General features: G+C 71.2%; 16 protein-coding genes. 11 read left to right on the forward strand and 5 right to left on the reverse strand.

Features of this window, described 5'->3' with window-relative positions; translation table 11 throughout:
- Window positions 1-110 precede the first annotated feature (110 nt).
- Entirely contained in the window at window positions 111-740 is a 630-nt protein-coding gene (lolA, locus tag EIM47_RS12645) for an outer membrane lipoprotein chaperone LolA (protein WP_019398932.1), read from the reverse strand.
- A 168-nt stretch (window positions 741-908) separates the two neighbouring features.
- Window positions 909-3254 (reverse strand): DNA translocase FtsK, encoded by a 2346-nt coding sequence (locus EIM47_RS12650; protein ID WP_125077109.1) that lies wholly within the window; start codon window positions 3252-3254, stop codon window positions 909-911.
- A 212-nt stretch (window positions 3255-3466) separates the two neighbouring features.
- On the opposite strand from EIM47_RS12650, the gene trxB reads away from it, so the two are divergent.
- From trxB to EIM47_RS12675, 5 genes are all read left to right on the forward strand, one after another.
- Window positions 3467-4420 (forward strand): thioredoxin-disulfide reductase, encoded by a 954-nt coding sequence (trxB, locus tag EIM47_RS12655; RefSeq protein ID WP_019398930.1) that lies wholly within the window; start codon window positions 3467-3469, stop codon window positions 4418-4420.
- Between the two features lie 82 nt (window positions 4421-4502).
- The gene (locus tag EIM47_RS12660; protein WP_125077110.1) at window positions 4503-5645 is read left to right on the forward strand and encodes a GNAT family N-acetyltransferase; all 1143 of its coding nucleotides are present in this window, start codon (window positions 4503-4505) and stop codon (window positions 5643-5645) included.
- A 2-nt stretch (window positions 5646-5647) separates the two neighbouring features.
- Window positions 5648-6385, forward strand: a complete 738-nt coding sequence (gene aat, locus EIM47_RS12665) for a leucyl/phenylalanyl-tRNA--protein transferase (protein WP_019398928.1) — start codon at window positions 5648-5650, stop codon at window positions 6383-6385.
- Window positions 6386-6463: 78 nt separating this feature from the next.
- The gene (gene infA, locus EIM47_RS12670; protein ID WP_013535213.1) at window positions 6464-6682 is read left to right on the forward strand and encodes a translation initiation factor IF-1; all 219 of its coding nucleotides are present in this window, start codon (window positions 6464-6466) and stop codon (window positions 6680-6682) included.
- A gap of 212 nt (window positions 6683-6894) precedes the next feature.
- A complete protein-coding gene (locus EIM47_RS12675) occupies window positions 6895-7266 on the forward strand; it encodes a hypothetical protein (protein WP_125077111.1) in 372 nt (123 codons plus the stop codon).
- 115 nt (window positions 7267-7381) lie between these two features.
- Here the strand turns inward: EIM47_RS12675 and clpA are convergent, their stop codons facing one another.
- Both clpA and clpS read right to left on the reverse strand, forming a co-directional pair.
- A complete protein-coding gene (clpA, locus tag EIM47_RS12680; RefSeq protein ID WP_028915026.1) occupies window positions 7382-9664 on the reverse strand; it encodes an ATP-dependent Clp protease ATP-binding subunit ClpA in 2283 nt (760 codons plus the stop codon).
- A gap of 117 nt (window positions 9665-9781) precedes the next feature.
- Window positions 9782-10102 carry an ATP-dependent Clp protease adapter ClpS gene (gene clpS / locus EIM47_RS12685; RefSeq protein ID WP_019398925.1) on the reverse strand — a complete coding sequence of 107 codons (321 nt, stop codon included), beginning with the start codon at window positions 10100-10102 and terminating at the stop codon, window positions 9782-9784.
- Window positions 10103-10211: 109 nt separating this feature from the next.
- Between clpS and EIM47_RS12690 the strand changes: the two genes are divergently transcribed.
- The 6 genes from EIM47_RS12690 (at window position 10212) to EIM47_RS15700 (ending at window position 14398) form a co-directional block, all read left to right on the forward strand.
- A complete protein-coding gene (locus EIM47_RS12690) occupies window positions 10212-10685 on the forward strand; it encodes a hypothetical protein (protein ID WP_019398924.1) in 474 nt (157 codons plus the stop codon).
- A complete protein-coding gene (locus tag EIM47_RS12695; RefSeq protein WP_019398923.1) occupies window positions 10685-11125 on the forward strand; it encodes an NUDIX hydrolase in 441 nt (146 codons plus the stop codon). The genes EIM47_RS12690 and EIM47_RS12695 overlap by 1 nt, the downstream gene beginning before the upstream one ends.
- A complete protein-coding gene (gene mnmA, locus EIM47_RS12700; RefSeq protein WP_125077112.1) occupies window positions 11122-12252 on the forward strand; it encodes a tRNA 2-thiouridine(34) synthase MnmA in 1131 nt (376 codons plus the stop codon). The genes EIM47_RS12695 and mnmA overlap by 4 nt, the downstream gene beginning before the upstream one ends.
- Window positions 12253-12262: 10 nt before the next feature.
- Window positions 12263-12874 (forward strand): high frequency lysogenization protein HflD, encoded by a 612-nt coding sequence (gene hflD / locus EIM47_RS12705; RefSeq protein ID WP_026010585.1) that lies wholly within the window; start codon window positions 12263-12265, stop codon window positions 12872-12874.
- An 88-nt stretch (window positions 12875-12962) separates the two neighbouring features.
- Window positions 12963-14156 (forward strand): methyl-accepting chemotaxis protein, encoded by a 1194-nt coding sequence (locus EIM47_RS12710; protein ID WP_125077113.1) that lies wholly within the window; start codon window positions 12963-12965, stop codon window positions 14154-14156.
- 59 nt (window positions 14157-14215) lie between these two features.
- The gene (locus tag EIM47_RS15700) at window positions 14216-14398 is read left to right on the forward strand and encodes a hypothetical protein (RefSeq protein WP_028915029.1); all 183 of its coding nucleotides are present in this window, start codon (window positions 14216-14218) and stop codon (window positions 14396-14398) included.
- Between the two features lie 520 nt (window positions 14399-14918).
- On the opposite strand, the gene EIM47_RS12715 is transcribed toward EIM47_RS15700, so the two are convergent.
- Window positions 14919-17693 (reverse strand): bifunctional diguanylate cyclase/phosphodiesterase, encoded by a 2775-nt coding sequence (locus EIM47_RS12715; protein WP_125077114.1) that lies wholly within the window; start codon window positions 17691-17693, stop codon window positions 14919-14921.
- Between the last annotated feature and the right edge of the window lie 106 nt (window positions 17694-17799).

Here is a 17799-nt window from a genome sequence, read left to right on the forward strand (position 1 = left end):
CGGCGGCGGTGCGACGGGTGCGGCTCATGCGCCCATGATAGAGCGCCGGGGCCCCGTGCCGGGGCCGCGCAGCCTGGCAAGGCCGGCGGATTGGGTCGCCGGCCGCTGGCTCAGTGGCCGACCACGTCCACGCCCTTGGCCGGAGTGAACCTGAAGGTGCCGGCAGCGAAGGACGGGTTGCGCTTCCAGCCGCTGAAGCGCAGTTCGGTCTTCTGCCCGACCAGGTCGACCACCTGCATGCGCGCCAGGCCCTGCGGGCCGAAGCCCAGGCGCGCCATCTGGAAGCTGGCCTCGGTGTCGACCTTCGGAGTCAGGGTCAGCCATTCCAGGCCCTCGCTGGGCACGGCTTCCTCGCTGACGTCGAACTGGCGTTCCAGCCGCGACGGTTCGAACAGCGCCACCAGCGGGCTGTTGCGCTCTTCCTCGCCCTGCGGCTTGACCGTGGCCTGCTGCAGGTCCGGCTCGTACATCCAGACCTTCTGGCCGTCGGCCACGATCAGCTGCTCGAACGGCTTCTGGTACTCCCAGCGGAACAGGCGCGGCGCCGACACGGCGACCATGCCGCTGCTGCGCTCCTTGCTGCGGCCGTTGGCGTCGAACACCTGCTGCTCGAAGCGCCCCTCCAGGCCCTTGAGGCCGCTGGTGAAGCGCACCAGCTCGTCGCGCGCGCCGGCGAGGGCCGGTCCGGAAACCAGGACCAGGGCGAGGAGTCCGAGACCGAAGCGGAAGCGATTGGACATGGCAGCAGTGTTTCGTATCGGGGTGGGCGGAAGTGTGACGCCGCGAAGCTGAACAAGGAGGCGAGGCCGGGAGTATTGCCTGCCCCCTGGATGGCGGCGCCAGTCCGGTACCCGGGCCCTGGGCGGCTGGCGGCCTGGCCGAAAGCATCGGACCGGCGGCCGACGGCCTCAATCGCGCGGCGGCGGCGGGGCCAGGACGCTGCGGTCGCCGTTGTGTTCCGGCGCGCTGACCACGCCGGCGGCCTCCATCGCCTCGATCAGGCGCGCGGCGCGGTTGTAGCCGATCTTCAGCCGGCGCTGCACGCCGGAAATCGAGGCGCGGCGGGTCTCGGTGACGATGCGCACGGCCTCGTCGTACAGCGGGTCGGATTCGTCCCCGCCGCCGCTGCTCTCCGGCAGGCCGGTGGCGCCAATCACCACGCCGTCGCCCAGGGTCTGCACCTCGTCCAGCACGCCGTCGATGTACTCGGCCTTGCCGCTGGCCTTGAGGTGCTCGACCACGCGGTGCACCTCGTCGTCGCTGACGAACGCGCCGTGCACGCGCTCGGGCATGCCCGTGCCCGGCGGCAGGTAGAGCATGTCGCCGTGGCCCAGCAGGGTCTCGGCGCCGGACTGGTCGAGGATGGTGCGCGAGTCGATCTTGCTGGAGACCTGGAAGGCGATGCGGGTCGGGATGTTGGCCTTGATCAGGCCGGTGATCACGTCCACCGACGGGCGCTGGGTGGCCAGGATCAGGTGGATGCCGGCGGCACGCGCCTTCTGCGCCAGGCGGGCGATCAGCTCCTCCACCTTCTTGCCGACGATCATCATCATGTCGGCGAATTCGTCGATGAAGATGACGATGAACGGCAGCGGCTCCAGCGGGCGCGGCGCCTCGCCCAGCTCCGGGTTCGGCTTGAACAACGGGTCCATCAGCGGCTGGCCGGCGTCGATCGCGTCCTTGACCTTCTTGTTGAAGCCGGCCAGGTTGCGCACGCCCACCGCGCTCATCAGCTTGTAGCGGCGCTCCATCTCCGCCACGCACCAGCGCAGGCCGTTGGCGGCCTCCTTCATGTCGGTGACCACCGGCGCCAGCAGGTGCGGAATGTCCTGGTAGACGCTCAGCTCGAGCATCTTCGGGTCGATCATCAGGACCCGCAGTTCCTTGGGCGTGGCCTTGTACAGCAGGCTCAGCACCATGGCGTTGACCGCCACCGACTTGCCCGAGCCGGTGGTGCCGGCCACCAGCAGGTGCGGCATGCGCGCCAGGTCGGCCACGGTCGGACGGCCGGCGATGTCCTTGCCCAGGGCCAGGGTCAGCACGCTGGGCGACTTGTCGTATTCCTTCGAGCGCAGCAGCTCGGAGAGGAAGATCATCTCCCGGCTGGTGTTGGGGATCTCCAGGCCGATCACCGACTTGCCCGGGATCACGTCGACCACGCGCACCGACTTCACCGACAGGCCGCGGGCGATGTCCTTGTCCAGCGAACTGATCTGGCTGACCTTCACGCCCGGGGCCGGCTCCAGCTCGAAGCGGGTGATCACCGGGCCCGGATAGGCGCCGACCACCTGCACGTCGATGCGGAAGTCCTTGAGCTTGAACTCGATCTGCCGCGACAGGACCTCCAGGGTCTCCTCGGAATAACCCTTGGCCTGCGGCTTGGGATCGTCCAGCAGCGACAGCGGCGGCAGGCCGTCCGGGGTACCGCCGGCGCCCTGGAACAGCGGGATCTGGGTCTCGCGCTTGGCGCGCTCGCTCTTCTCCACCACCGGCGGCGCCGGCGGTTCGATCCGCACCGGCTCGCGCTTCGCCTGGCGCTGGGCCTCGCTCTTGCGGACCTCCTGGCGCTCCTCGCGCAGCTCGCGGGTGCGCTTCCACTCCTCGGCCTGCTGGGTCTTGCGGCGCAACAGTTCCGGCAGCGCCAGCACCCCGGCGCCGATCTTCTCCATCACCCAGAACCACGACAGACCGGTGGCCAGGGTCACCGAAACCAGCAGCAGCACGATCAGGAACAGGTTGGCGCCCAGCGGGCCGAAGCCGGCCTGCAGGGTCTTGCCCAGGGCCTGGCCGATCACGCCGCCGGCGCGCGCCACGTCCTGGGCGTACACGCCGATCAGGCGCACGTGCAGCATGCCGGTGGCGCCGAACAGGAAACCGAAGGTGCCGACCAGGCGCAGCGCCGGCCCCAGCTCGTCCTCCTCGCCCAGGCCGAACAACGCGATCCACGCCACCGCGCCCAGCGCCACCGGCACCAGGAACGCGGCATAGCCGAACAGGAACAGCAGCACGTCGGCGATCCACGCGCCCGCGCGGCCGCCGAGGTTCTGCACCGGCGCGACCACGCTGCCGCTATGCGACCAGCCCGGGTCGGTCGACGAATAGGTGAACAGGCAGGCCAGCAGGTACAGCAGCGCCGGCGCGATCACGATCAATGCCAGGTCCCGCCACAGGCGCTGCCGCGCGGGACTGGCCACGCCGGCTTCGCGCGACTTGCCGCGGGTGGACTTGCTGCGTTCCGTCAATGCCTTGGCCACGTCGCTCCGCAAACTTGAACTGGCTGCAGGAATCCTGCGTTAGGCATTGATCTTAAACGAATCTGCCGGGCCAGTCACAGGAAATCGCACGCCATCGCGCCAGCGGCCGCCGGCCGCAGCCCGGCAACCGTTCGCCTTGATTCGCATGTGCCCGGCCGCCACTCTATGCGCGGCCCTGCGAAGGGTCCCCTTCTTTCCCCGAACGACTATACATGACCGCTCCCAAGCACTCGCGCCTGCTCATCCTCGGTTCCGGCCCGGCCGGCTGGACCGCCGCCGTCTACGCCGCCCGCGCCAACCTCAAGCCGGTGGTGATCACCGGCCTGCAGCAGGGCGGGCAGCTGATGACGACCACCGAGGTCGACAACTGGCCCGGCGACGCCCACGGCCTGATGGGCCCGGACCTGATGGCGCGGATGCAGGCGCATGCCGAGCGCTTCGACACCGAGGTGGTGTTCGACCACATCCACACCGCCGACCTGTCCAGGCGTCCGTTCACCCTGGTCGGCGACAGCGGCACCTACACCTGCGACGCCCTGATCATCGCCACCGGCGCCACCGCCAAGTATCTGGGCATCCCCTCCGAGGAGAAGTACAAGGGCCGTGGCGTGTCCGCCTGCGCCACCTGCGACGGCTTCTTCTACCGCGACCAGGACGTGGTCGTGGTCGGCGGCGGCAACACCGCGGTCGAGGAGGCGTTGTACCTGTCCAACATCGCCCGCAAGGTCTACCTGGTCCACCGCCGCGATACCCTGCGCGCGGAAAAGATCATGCAGGACAAGCTGTTCGCCAAGGTCGAGGCCGGCAAGATCGAGCCGGTCTGGCACCACGTGGTGGACGAGGTGCTGGGCGACGACGCCGGCGTGACCGGCGTGCGGGTCAAGTCCACCCTGGACGGCAGCACCCGCCAGATCGCCGCCCACGGCTTCTTCGTGGCCATCGGCCACCAGCCCAACACCGGCCTGTTCGAAGGCCAGCTGGCCATGGACAACGGCTACATCACCATCCGCTCGGGCCTGGGCGGCAACGTCACCGCCACCTCGGTGGAAGGCGTGTTTGCCGCCGGCGACGTGGCCGACCAGCACTACCGCCAGGCGATCACCTCGGCCGGCTTCGGCTGCATGGCCGCGCTGGACGCCGAGCGCTTCCTGGACAAGGGCGCCTGAGGCGACCGATGAAGGCCGGACGCTGCTATCCCGGTGGCGTCCTGGCCGGCGCGCGCCGCCGCGGTCGCGGGATGGCGCGTCCATGAGCGCCGGGCTGCGCACGCGCTGGCTTGATGGCCTGGCCCGGGTCCCGGCCAGGCAGTGGGATGCCTTGCACGACGGCGGCAATCCCTTCGTGGCCCACGCCTTCCTCGAAGGCCTGGAACGCCACGGCTGCCTGCGCCCCGGATGGGGCTGGACGCCGCGCCATCTCACCCTGTGGGACGGCGATACCCTGGTGGCGGCCGTGCCCGGCTATCTGAAGACCAACTCGCACGGCGAGTTCGTGTTCGACCATGCCTGGGCCCGCGCCTATGCCGGGCACGGCCTGGACTACTACCCCAAGTGGCTGTGCGCCGTGCCCTACTCGCCGGTCACCGGGCCGCGCCTGCTGGCGCGCGACCCGGCCGTGCGCGGGGCCCTGGTACGGGCGATGTGCGCGCTGGTCGAGGACGAAGGGCTGTCCTCGGCCCACGTCAATTTCCACCTGCCGGCCGAGTCCGGGGCCTTCGATGCGGCCTGGCTGGAGCGCACCGACGTCCAGTACCACTGGCGCAACCCGGGGCACTGGCGCCGGTTCGACGACTACCTGGCGGACATGGACCATCGCCACCGCAAGAACATCCGCCAGGAGCGTGGCAAGGTAGCCAGCTCCGGGATCACGTTCCGGCGCCTGCATGGCGACGAGGCCGGGCCCGACGAACTGGATGCGATCCACGGCTTCTACCTGCAGACCTTCGCCGAATACGGCAACGCGCCCGCGCTGACCCGGGACTTCATCGGACATCTTGCGCGAACAATGCCGCGCAACATGCTGATAATTCTTGCCTATCTGGATGGATCGCCGGTTGCCGGGGCGCTCTGCCTGCGCGGCGGCGACACCCTCTACGGACGCTACTGGGGCAGCCACCTGCGCCTGCCGGGCCTGCACTTCGAGACCTGCTACTACCAAGGCATCGAGTACTGCCTGGAGCAGGGCCTGGCCCGGTTCGAGCCGGGCGCGCAGGGCGAGCACAAGCTGGCGCGCGGCTTCCTGCCGGCGTTCGTGCACAGCCGCCACTACATCGCCCATCCCGCGTTCCGGGAGGCGCTGGCCACCTGGTGCGCCGAGGAGCGCCAGACGGTGGAGCGGTATGCGCGCAGCCTGGGCAGGCACGGGCCGTTCCGCACGGCGGAGGGCGGCTGAGCATGGCCATGGCGCGCTTCCCCCGCCTGCTCGGCCCGGACGATCCATTCCCGCCGGTGGACCAGGCCCTGCGCGAGCCGGACGGGCTGCTGGCCATCGGTGGCGACCTCTCGCCGGAACGGCTGCTGGCGGCCTATGCCCAGGGCATCTTCCCCTGGTACTCGGAAGGGCAGCCGATCTTGTGGTGGAGCCCGGATCCGCGCATGGTGTTCCGTACCGATGGGGTACGCCTGTCCACCCGCTTCCGCCGCCAGCTGCGCCACAGCGCCTGGCAGGTGCGGGCCGACACCGCGTTCGACGCGGTGCTGGCGGCCTGTGCCGAGACCCCCCGCCGGGGCCACGACGGCACCTGGATCCTGCCGGAGATGCGCGCCGCCTACGCCCGCCTGCACCGGCTGGGGCATGCGCACTCGATTGAGGTGGTCGATGCCGGTGGCCGCCTGGTCGGTGGCCTGTACGGAGTGGCGGTGGGGCGGATGTTCTACGGTGAAAGCATGTTCAGCGCCTGCTCCGGCGGCTCCAAGGTGGCCCTGGCCGCCCTGGCCCACCGCCTGTGCGGCTGGGGCTGGCCGCTGCTGGACGCACAGGTGGAGAACCCGCACCTGGTCTCCCTGGGCGGCGAGCGCTGGCCGCGCCCGCGGTTCCAGGCCGAGCTGTCGCGGCTGACCGCCCTGCCCGGCATGGTCGGCAGCTGGACCACCGCCTTCGGCCTGCTGCCGGCCTCCGCGCTGGCTGGCTGAACCGGCTGTTTTGCGCCGCAACGGCTTTCCGCGTAAAATTGCCGCCTTTAACGCCCTGCTCGCGCAAATCGGAAACGCATGTCGAAAGACGATTCCATCGAGTTCGAAGGCACTGTCATCGAGACGCTGCCCAATACCACCTTCCGGGTACGCCTGGAGAATGGGCACGAGATCATCGCCCACATCTCCGGTCGCATGCGCAAGAACTACATCCGCATCCTGACCGGCGACCGCGTCAAGGTCGAGATGACGCCCTACGACCTGACCAAGGGCCGCATCACCTATCGCATGAAGTGAGCCCCGCGGCGTGCCTGGCGGCACGCATGGCCCCGCTCACGGCAAAGGCGGCCGCAAGGCCGCCTTTTTTCGTGCGCCGGTTGCGCCCAGGCATTGCGCGGCGTGCCGCCAGGGGTGGCCGGAGGTCGGTGTCACCTCAGGCAGATTCCGCGGCGGCGGCGCGGCACTAGCGTGGAATGCGGTCCAATCCGGGCCGTCTTCCGAGCAGTGCCATGAAGCCCCTTGCCCGTACCGTCCTCCTGCCGCTCGTGCTCCTGTGCGCCGCCCCCCTGGCGCAGGCTGGCAGCGGCGCCCCGGCCGAACAGCCCGGCTGCGTCCACCTTGGCCAGGACCAGCAGATCACCCGCCAGGGCAACGCCCGCCAGTTCCTCCTGCGCGACGGCCGGGCGCAGTACCAGGTCACCCTGCAGCGCGACTGTTCCGCCCTGCCCGCCGCGCGCGTCGGCCTGATCGAACGCAACGGCGCGCAGCACCTGCTGTGCCAGCGCGGTTCGGCCCTGCATACCGACCGCGGTACCTGCGAGGTGGCGCGGGTGCAGCGTATCGAGCCTGTGCTGGAGCAGGTGGCGGACAGCCGCGAGTGAGCCGGCCGGTCGCCGCCGCGTGCCGGCACCCGGAAGCGACAAGGCCGGCCATCCCGCGCGTCCTGGGCCGCGGAATGGCCGGCCTGGCGGCCGTGCCCGGGTAAGCCGGCTCGGCTCAGACCGTCGCCGGCAGCAGCTTCTCCGGTTCGGACTGGGCCTCGACCACCAGCTCGCCGTCGACCACGTCGATGTGGACGCGGCCGCCGTTGACCAGCTTGCCGAACAGCAGCTCGTCGGCCAGCGGGCGCTTGATCCGGTCCTGGATCACGCGCGCCATCGGGCGGGCGCCCATCAGCGGGTCGAAGCCGTGCTGGGCCAGCCACTCGCGCGCGTTCGGCGAGGCGGTCATGGCCACCCGCTTCTCGTTGAGCTGCATCTCCAGCTCGATCAGGAACTTGTCCACCACCCGCAGGATGTGCTCGAAGGCCAGCGGCTGGAACTGCACCACCGCGTCCAGGCGGTTGCGGAACTCCGGGCTGAAGGTGCGGCGGATCACTTCCATCGCGTCGGTGGAGTGGTCCTGGCGGGTGAAGCCGATCGAGCGCCGCGAGGCCTGGGCCGCGCCGGCGTTGGTGGTCATCACGATCACCACGTTCTTGAAGTTGGCCTCGCGCCCGTTGGTGTCGGTCAGCACGCCGCGGTCCATGACCTGCAGCAGGATGTTGAAGATGTCCGGGTGGGCCTTCTCCACCTCGTCCAGCAGCAGCACGCAGTGCGGCGTCTTGACGATCTTCTCGGTCAGCAGGCCGCCCTGGTCGAAGCCTACGTAGCCCGGGGGCGCGCCGATCAGGCGCGAGACCGAGTGCGGCTCCATGTACTCGGACATGTCGAAGCGCACCAGCTCGATGCCCAGCTGCAGGGCCAGCTGGCGGGTCACCTCGGTCTTGCCCACGCCGGTGGGGCCGGCGAACAGGAAGTTGCCGATCGGCTTGTCCGGGTTGCCCAGGCCGCTGCGCGCCAGCTTGATCGCCGAGGCCAGGGTCTCGATGGCCGGGTCCTGGCCGAAGATCACCATCTTCAGGTTGCGCTCCAGGTGCTGGAGCACGTCCTTGTCGGTGGCGCTGACCTGCTTGGCCGGGATCCGCGCCATCTTGGCGACGATGGTCTCGATTTCCTCGACGTCGATCAGCTCCTTGCGCGCGCCTTCCGGCAGCAGGCGCTGGCGGGCGCCGGCCTCGTCGATCACGTCGATGGCCTTGTCCGGCAGCAGGCGGTCGCCGATGTGCTTGACCGACAGGTCCACCGCGGCCTGGATCGCCTCGTCGGCGTAGGTCACGCCGTGGTGGGCCTCGTACTTGGCCTTCAGTCCCTGCAGGATCTCGTAGGCCTCGCCCACCGTCGGCTCGACGATGTCGATCTTCTGGAAGCGGCGGGCCAGCGCCCGGTCCTTCTCGAAGATGCCGCGGTATTCCTGGAAGGTGGTCGAACCGATGCAGCGCAGCTCGCCGGAGGCCAGCGCGGGCTTGATCAGGTTCGAGGCATCCATGGTGCCGCCGGAGGCGGAGCCGGCGCCGATGATGGTGTGGATCTCGTCGATGAACAGGATCGCGCCGGGGATCTTCTTGACCGCGGCCAGCACGCCCTTCAGGCGCTTCTCGAAGTCGCCGCGGTACTTGGTCCCGGCCACCAGGGCGCCCAGGTCCAGCGAGTAGATCACCGCGTCGGCCAGCACCTCCGGCACCTCGCCGTCGACGATGCGCTTGGCCAGGCCCTCGGCGATGGCGGTCTTGCCCACGCCGGCCTCGCCCACGTACAGCGGGTTGTTCTTGCGGCGGCGGCACAGCACCTGGATGGTGCGCTCGATCTCGTCGGCGCGGCCGACCAGCGGGTCGATCTTGCCGGCCCGGGCCTGCTCGTTGAGGTTGGTGGCGTACTCGGTGAGGACGTCGGTCTTGCCCTCGCCCTCGCCGCCCTCGGCGCGCCCTTCCCCGTCCGGGGAGGCGGCGCCCGGCTCGGGCTCGTCGCCCAGCTTGGCGATGCCGTGCGACAGGTAATTGACCACGTCCAGCCGGGTCACGTCCTGCTGGGTGAGGAAGTAGACCGCGTGCGAGTCCTTCTCGCCGAAGATCGCCACCAGCACGTTGGCGCCGGTGACCTCCTTCTTGCCCGAGGACTGCACGTGGTAGACGGCCCGCTGCAGCACGCGCTGGAAGCCCAGGGTGGGCTGGGTGTCGCGGCCGTCGTCGTCGGCCAGGCGGGAGACGGAAGCCTCGATGGCCTGCTCCAGGTCCACCCGCAGGCGTTCGAAGTCGGCACCGCACGCCCGCAGCACGGCCTGGGCCGAGGGGTTGTCGAGCAGGGCCAGCAGCAGGTGCTCGACCGTCATGAACTCATGACGGGCTTCGCGCGCCCGCTTGTAGCACTGGCCGATGGTCTGTTCGAGGTCTTTGCTGAACATGGCTCGCTCCGGCGGTTTGCCAACAATATGCGGCCTGCCACCGGCAATTCCAGCGTGCCGGCGCAACGCCGTGTTCAGCCGGCGGCAGGCCGGCGCCCGGGCGGGGCATCCCGCGGGTCAGGCCTTCTCCATCGTGCACAACAGCGGGTGCTGGTTCATGCGGGAGAACTCGTTGACCTGGGCTACCTTGGATTCGGCCACTTCGCGCGTGAAGACACCGCAGACGCCACGTCCCCGGGTGTGGACGTGGAGCATCACCTGGGTGGCGCGCTCCAGGTCCATGCCGAAGAACTGCTGCAGCACGGCCACGACGAAGTCCATGGGGGTGTAGTCGTCGTTCAGCAGGATCACCTGGTACATCGGTGGCGGCGCGACTTCAGGCCGGCCGGTATCGACCAGGGTGCCGTGTTCGTGATCGTGGCGGGGGTTGCTCGACATGTACGGGATTATACGTTCCGGCGCGCCACGCGACCCCAAAGGCGCGGCGGATGGACGCGGCCGCCGCGGCTGCCGGACAATTCCCCGATCCTTCCCCCCGGATGCCCGCATGAGCGCCCTTCCCCGCCTAGCCGCCGCGCTGCTGGCGCTGGCCCTGCCCCTGTCCGCCGCGGCCGCGGGCCCCGACCGCGCGGTCGCGCGCATGCTCGACCAGCTCGGCCACGCCTACGAGGTGGACGAGGACGGCGACTTCCGCCTGGTCCTCGGGCTGGAGGACGAACGCTCCCAGGTGGTCATCGTGCGTTCGCCGGTGGAGACCTTCGGCAGCCTCCGCGTGCGTGAGGTGTGGTCGCCGGCCTGGTCGGCCGCGGGCGCGTTCCCGGTGGCGGTGGCCAACCGCCTGCTGGAGGCCTCGGCCGGGCAGAAGCTCGGTGGCTGGGTGCGCCAGGGCGACTACGCGGTACTGGTGATCCAGCTGCCGGCCGACGCCGGCGCGCAGGCCCTGGACGACGTCATCGCCTACGCCGCGGCCGCCGCCGACCTGATGGAGCTGGAACTGGGCGACGGGAGCGACGACTACTGATGGCCTGGCATCCCCACGTCACCGTGGCCAGCGTGGTCGCCCGCGAAGGGCGGCTGCTGCTGGTCGAGGAGCGGATCGACGGCCGCCTGGTGCTGAACCAGCCGGCCGGGCACCTGGAGCCGGGCGAGAGCCTGGCCGAGGCCGCCGTGCGCGAGGCCCTGGAGGAAACCGGTTGGGACATCCGCCTGGACGCCTTCATCGGCTGCTACCAGTGGAAGGCCCCGGACGGCAGCGACTACCTGCGCTTCGCCTTCGCCGGCACCGCCCTGCTCCACCACCCGGAGCGGACTCTCGATGAAGGCATCGAGCGCGCCGTGTGGCTGGCGCCGGACGAACTGCTGGCCGAATCCGCCCGCCACCGCAGCCCGCTGGTCTGGCAGGTGGCCGCCGACTGGCTGGCCGGGCGGCGCCAGCCACTGGACCTGGTGCGGCAGCTGTGAGCACGCCGCCGCGCACTGTCGTCGGCGTGTCCGGCGGCGTCGATTCCTCGGTGGCCGCGCTGCTGCTGGCCCGCGCCGGCGAGCCGTTGGCCGGGCTGTTCATGCAGAACTGGGACGACGACGGCAGCGGCGAGTGCCGCGCCGAGGAGGACCGCCGCGATGCGGTGGCGGTGTGCGGCCGCCTCGGCATCCCGTTCCATTTCCGCGACTTCTCGAAGGAGTACTGGGCCGGGGTGTTCGAGCACTTCCTGGCCGAGTACGCCGCCGGGCGCACGCCCAACCCGGACGTGCTGTGCAACCGCGAGGTCAAGTTCAAGCACTTCCTCGACGCGGCGCGCGACCTGGGGGCCGAGCGCATCGCCACCGGCCACTACGCCCAGGTCGTGCACGAGGGCGGACGCTGGCGGCTGCTGCGCGGCGCCGACCGCGACAAGGACCAGAGCTACTTCCTGCACCAGCTGGGGCAGGAACAGCTGGCGGCCACCCTGTTCCCGATCGGCCACCTGCCCAAGGCGCAGGTGCGCGCGATCGCACGCGAGGCCGGGCTGCCGACCCACGCCAAGAAGGATTCCACCGGCATCTGCTTCATCGGCGAGCGCGACTTCCGCCAGTTCCTCGGCCGCTACCTGCCGGCGCAGCCGGGCGAGATCCGCGACCCGCAGGGGGTGCGGATCGGCACCCACCCGGGGGTGTTCTACTTCACCCTGGGCCAGCGCGAGGGCCTGGCCATCGGTGGCGTGCGCGGCCGCCCGGCCGCGCCTTGGTACGTGGTCGGCAAGGACGTGGCCGCCAACATCCTGTACGTGGACCAGGACCGCGACAGCCCCTGGCTGATGTCCAGCACCATCCGCACCGAGGCCATGCACTGGATCGAGGGCGCGGCGCCGGCGTCGGAGTTCGAGTGCAGCGCCCAGGTCCGCTACCGCCAGCAGGAAGAGCCGTGCCGGGTGCGGGTGCTGGACGACGGCAGCCTGTCGGTGCGTTTCCTCCGCCCGCAGCGGGCGGCGACCCCGGGGCAGTCGCTGGTGCTGTACGACGGCCCGGCCTGCCTGGGGGGCGCGGTGATCGCTTCCACCGATGCCCCGGTGCCGGGCGATGCCGGGCGGGCGGCTGTGGTCGCCAGCTAGAATACCGGCCATGGAAAATCCCCATAGCGATCGCGTGCTGGCGCTGGCCGGCCTGGCCCAGTCCCTGCAGCAGGTGCGGCGCATCGCCGAGACCGGCCACAGCGACACCGGCGCCGCCCAGCCCGTCCTGGACAGCGTGTTCCGGATCGACGCCCCTTCCGCCGCCGACGTCTACGGCGGCGTGCCGGCGCTGGCCCCGGGCCTGCGCCTGCTCGACGCCTACCTGGCCAACCGCGCCGACGACCCGCTGCTGCCGCGCCTGGCCCTGGCCACGGTCCAGCTGGAGCGCCGCTTCTCCGGCGAGCCGGCGACCATGCAGGCGGTGGGCAACGGCATCGCCGGCCTGGCCGCGCGCGCCGAGGAACTGGGCAGCACCCACCCGGAGGTCCTGTCCGCGCTTGGCGCCCTGTACGCGGACACCATCAGCCACCTGCGGCCGCGGATCATGGTCCAGGGCAACCCGCACTACCTCGGCCAGCCCGGCGTGGTCTCGGAGATCCGCGCCCTGCTGCTGGCGGCGGTGCGCTCGGCGCGGCTGTGGCGCCAGCTCGGCGGCAGCCAGTGGCACTTCCTGTTCGCGCGCAAGGCCATGGCCGAAGCGGTGCGCATGCATCGCAACTGAGCACCAGTTCGCACTGGCAGGGGGCGCAGCGGCTAAAGGCAAGGGGTCTACGGCCGATACTGCGAACGAGGTTCCGCAGAGATCACCCATGGATTCCCGTTTGCTCTTCCGCATGGCCGCACCGCTGGTGCTGACCCTCCTGGCTCCCATCGCGATCGGTTTCGACTGGCCGGCTCCGGTGCGCTGGGCGATCCTGACCACCCAGACGCTCGCCTGGTTCGGCTTCGCCGCCTGGCTGCTGCTGCGTGGCTCCGCCTCTTCCGGACCGTCGCGGGAACATGCGCGCGTGATCCGCGAGCAGGAGCAGCTGCTGGGTGAGCTGCGCAACTTCGTCGGCAAGGAGATCGAAGGCTCGCGCAGCGAGATCGACCGCGCCCGCGAGCTGATCCGCCAGGCGGTCGCCGGCCTCGGCGGCAGCTTCGACGCGATGAACCGCAAGTCGCGCCAGCAGAGCCAGGCCATGGCCCGGCTGATCGCCGACCAGGACGGCAACGGCGGGGTCGACGTGGCCCGCTTCGCCCAGCACGCCAGCTCGCGCATGGAGCAGCTGGTGGAGGCGCTGGAGCAGGTCGCCGGCCAGAGCACGACCACGGTGCAGCACATCGACCAGATGGCCCAGCACCTGGACGGCATCTTCGCCCTGCTGGAGGACGTCAAGTCGATCGCCGACCAGACCAACCTGCTGGCGCTGAACGCGGCGATCGAGGCGGCCCGCGCCGGCGAGGCCGGCCGCGGCTTCGCGGTGGTCGCCGACGAGGTGCGCAACCTGTCCGAGCGCTCGACCACCTTCAACGAGCAGATCCGCAAGCTGGCGCACAGTTCCAAGGACGCCATCGCCAAGGTGCGCGAGACCGTGACCCAGATGGCCTCGCGCGACCTGGACCGCTCCCGCGAGGCCCGCGCCGAAGCCGCGCAGATGCTGCAGAACGTGGCCGCGATCAATGCCTCGCTGAGCGAGGGCATGCGCGAGATCTCCGACTGCGGCCGCGCCATCGACGGCTCGGTGGCCGAGGCGGTGCGCGCCCTGCAGTTCGAGGACATCGCGACCCAGGCCCTGGGCGGCGCGCACCTCCACCTGGACCGCCTGGACACGATCAACCGCGAGGCCATGGCCCTGCAGGAGCTGCTCCAGCGCAACAACGGCAGCGACGACGTCGAGCTGATCCGCGCCCTGCAGAAGCTGGGCCAGCGCCTGCGCGAACTGCGCGGCGAGTGGGAGCAGCCGCCGCACAAGCCGGTTACCCAGCAGAGCATGGGCGCCGGCACGGTGGAGCTGTTCTGAGCCCCTCCGGCACCCGCACCAACCCGGCAGGCCCCGGCTCCGCACCGGGGCCTGCTGCCGTGCAGGCCCCGGAAAACGCGGCCGCACGCAGCACGGCGCTGATGGCCCGGCTGGAGGCCATGGCCCTGCAGGAACTGGCCCTCGCCGCTGCGATCGGTTCGCCTGCCGCGGCCACCGACCCGCTGCTGGCCTGCGTGGACTGGGACCTGGGCGTGCCCGGGCTACCCTCCCCGGCGGCCTGATCCCGGCCCGTGTTCCCGGTCGCGGCGCGCGACCGGCTTCCCTTCCCGCCCGCACGGCCAGGTTCCCCAAGGCTCGTGTTCTCGACCGGCCGCGACGCCCCGGAACGATCGCAGCCTGCGCCCGGACATGCCTGGCGCTCCCGGATCGACGACCCGCCACGCGCGACTGGCCCCGATTCCCTGATGCGGCCTTGTCCGCGCTACGCGTCGCGGACCGGTGCGTCGTACTTCAATAATGGCGCGGGGCCGTGGCAGCCCAGGCGTCGCCGCGCTCCAGCAGGTGCCGCGCTGCTGCGGTGCCCGCGCACTGGTGGGGGTGGCGCGTCGCCACGCGCTGCAGGCTCACCGCCGGGCTGCCTTGGGGCCCACTTCGCATTGCGGGGTTCCCGGGTGCGGCCTTGCCCGGACCACACGATGGCGGAGCCGTGCCGGGACAACGAAGGCACGGGGCTGGCGGCGGCGGAAAGCACGACGCCGGCAAGCGCCGGCGTCCGTGGTGCCGGGATCCGGATCGGCGCCCCTACTTGAGCGCCACCGGCCGCGACCACTCGATCACGCCGGCCTCGCTGGCCTGGCGCAGCCACTGCGCCAGTTCACGCGGCGGCAGCGGCCGGGTGTGCACGTATCCCTGGACCTCGTCGCAACCCCATTGCCGCAGCTGATCCTGCTCCTGCATGGATTCCACGCCCTCGGCCACCACCCGCATGCCCAGCGCGTGGCCGAGGTGGATGATGGCCTGGGTGACGCCGCCGGCATTGGCGTCGTGCAGCATGCCGCTGACGAAGCTGCGGTCGATCTTCAGCCGCTGCACGGGGAAGCGGTTGAGGTAGTGCAGGTTGGAGAAACCGGTGCCAAAGTCGTCCACCGCCAGCTGGATGCCGTGGCGTTCGAACACCTTGAAGCAATGGCGCAGGCTCTCGCTGTCCAGGATCAGGGCGGACTCGGTCAGCTCCAGCTCCAGCCGCGCCGGGGGCCAGCCGGCGCGCTGGCACAGCGCCACCACGCGTTCGGCGAAGCCGCGGTCGCGCAGCTGCAGGCCGGAGACGTTGACCGCGATGCGGCCGAAGTCCAGGCCGGCCGCGTGCCAGGCCACGGCCTGGCGGCAGGCCTCGGCGATGACCCACTCGCCCAGGCGCACGATCTCGCCGCACTGCTCGGCGATCGGGATGAACTCGCCCGGGTGGCAGGTGCCGCCCGGCCGGTGCCAGCGCACCAGCGCCTCGATGCCCGGCGCGTGGCGGTCGTTGATGCTGATCTGCGGCTGGTAGACCAGCGAGAATTCCTCGCGCTCCAGCGCGCCGCGCAGGGTGTGCTCGATCTCCAGCCGGCGCCGGGTCTGGCGCTGGATCTCGGCATCGTGCATCTGCAGCGAGTTGCGGCCGCGCTCGCGGGCCACGCGCAGGGCCGCGTGCGCGGCGCGCAGCAGCTCGTCGAAGGCGTTGCCGTCCCCGCCGAGCACCGCCACGCCCACGCTGGCGCCGGCCTTGAGCAGTTCGCCGGCGAACGGCAGCGGCTCGGACAGCGCCGCGATCAGCTTCATGCCGACGGCCTCGGCGCGGGCGGCATCGGCGCGCAGCATGACCATGAACTCGTCGCCGCCGAGGCGGCCGAACAGGTCGTGCTGCGACAGCGTCGCGTGCAGGCGCCCGGCCACCGCCTTGAGCATGGCGTCGCCGGCGGCGTAGCCGAAGGTGTCGTTGATGTTCTTGAAACCGTCCAGGTCCAGCAGCAGCAGGGCCAGCGGGGTCGCGCCGGTGGCCAGCGCGTCCTCGATCGCCTCCTCGGCCTGGACCCGCAGCAGGAAACGGTTGGGCAGGCCGGTAAGCAGGTCGTAGTGCGAGAGCAGCTCGATCCGCTCGCTGGTCTCGCGCTCGCGGCTGATGTCGCGGAACAGGGCGACGAAGCGCTCCGACAGGCCTTCGCGGCGGTCCAGCTCCAGGGTCACCTCGACCCAGACGCGCTGGCCGCCGGGGCGGTAGAAGCACAGTTCCAGGCGTTCGGCCGGGCCGCCGCCGGCCAGCCGCGCCAGCGCCGCCTCGAAGGCGTCGCGCGAGTCGCGGGTGTACAGGGCCAGGGCGTCGTCCAGGGTGATCGGGCCCGGTGGCAGGCCGTGGATGCGGTAGCACTCGTCGGTCCACTGCACCCGGCGGGTGGCGCACTCGATCTCGCAGCCGCCGATGCGGCCGAGCGCGGAAACCCGGTCCAGCAGCTCGGTGCGCCAGCGCAGCAGCGCATCGGCGTGGCGCTGCGCGGTCACGTCCTGGAACTGGCCCAGCACGCGCTCGATGTGCCCGGCCGCGTCCAGTTGCGGGCGCGCCCAGGCCTGCAGGTGCAGCGGCTGGCCCTGGGCATCGGTGAGCTCCAGCACGAAGCGCACCGGCTGGCCGTCGCGGCGCATGCGCTGCCAGGCACGCCGCAGCGCGGCCGAAGCCTCGCGCGGCATCCGCCGCAGCCAGGCGCGGGCGCTGTCGCGGTCGCGCGGCGGGTGGCCCAGCAGGCGGTAGAACTCGCGCGGCCACCAGCCGCTGTCGGTGGCCGGGCTCCACGACCAGGAGGTGATCCCGGCCAGGCGCTGGATTTCCTCCAGCAGCGCCTGCTGCCCGCGCAGCCGTTCCTCCAGCTGCTTCTGTTCGTCGATCGCGGTATGCGTGCCGATCATCCGCAGCGGGCGGCCGTCGGCGCTCCAGGCCACCACCCGGCCGCTGTCGCGGACCCAGCGCCAGCTGCCATTGCAGTGGCGCACGCGGTGTTCGCAGGTGTAGGCGTCGGTGCGGCCGTCCAGATGCGCGCGCAGGGTCTGGCGCAGGCGCTCCACGTCCTCCGGGTGGACCATCGCCAGCGCCGATTCCAGGCTGCTGTCGAGCACGTCCTCGGCGGTGAAGCCGAGCATGGCCCGCCAGGTCTCGGAGCGGAAGATGCGGTTGGCGCCGATGTCCCAGTCCCACAGCCCGTGGCCGGCGCTGTCCAGCGCCACCTGCCAGCGGCTGGCGCCTTCCGGGTCGGGGATGCTCAGGGTGTAGGCGATGGCTTGGCCGTCGGGGCCGCGCACGGCGCGCAGCCAGCCGTCCAGGCGCCGGTCCGGGCCCGGCAGGCTGCAGGCCACGGCCTGGCGCTCGCCGGCGGCCAGGCTGGCGCGCAGGTCCTGCAGCAGCGGGGCATAGCGGGCCGCGGCATCGGGCAGGGCCATGGCCTGGGCCGCCGGGTTGGCGGCGATCGGACGGCCCTCGGCGTCGAGCACCAGCAGGGCACTTTCGATCGGGTGTTGCAACAGGCTGGCAATTGCGCCGGAATCCACGCCCTGCTCTCTCCAAACTCCCCCGGGGGGCTCCCGGGGCGGTCATGCCGTTAACGGCATCGGCGCGGCGTAGTTGAGCCCGGCACGGGCGCCGGCGCTGGTATGC

The organism is Pseudoxanthomonas sp. SGT-18, assembly GCF_003931645.1.
Classification (GTDB): Bacteria; Pseudomonadota; Gammaproteobacteria; order Xanthomonadales; family Xanthomonadaceae; genus Pseudoxanthomonas.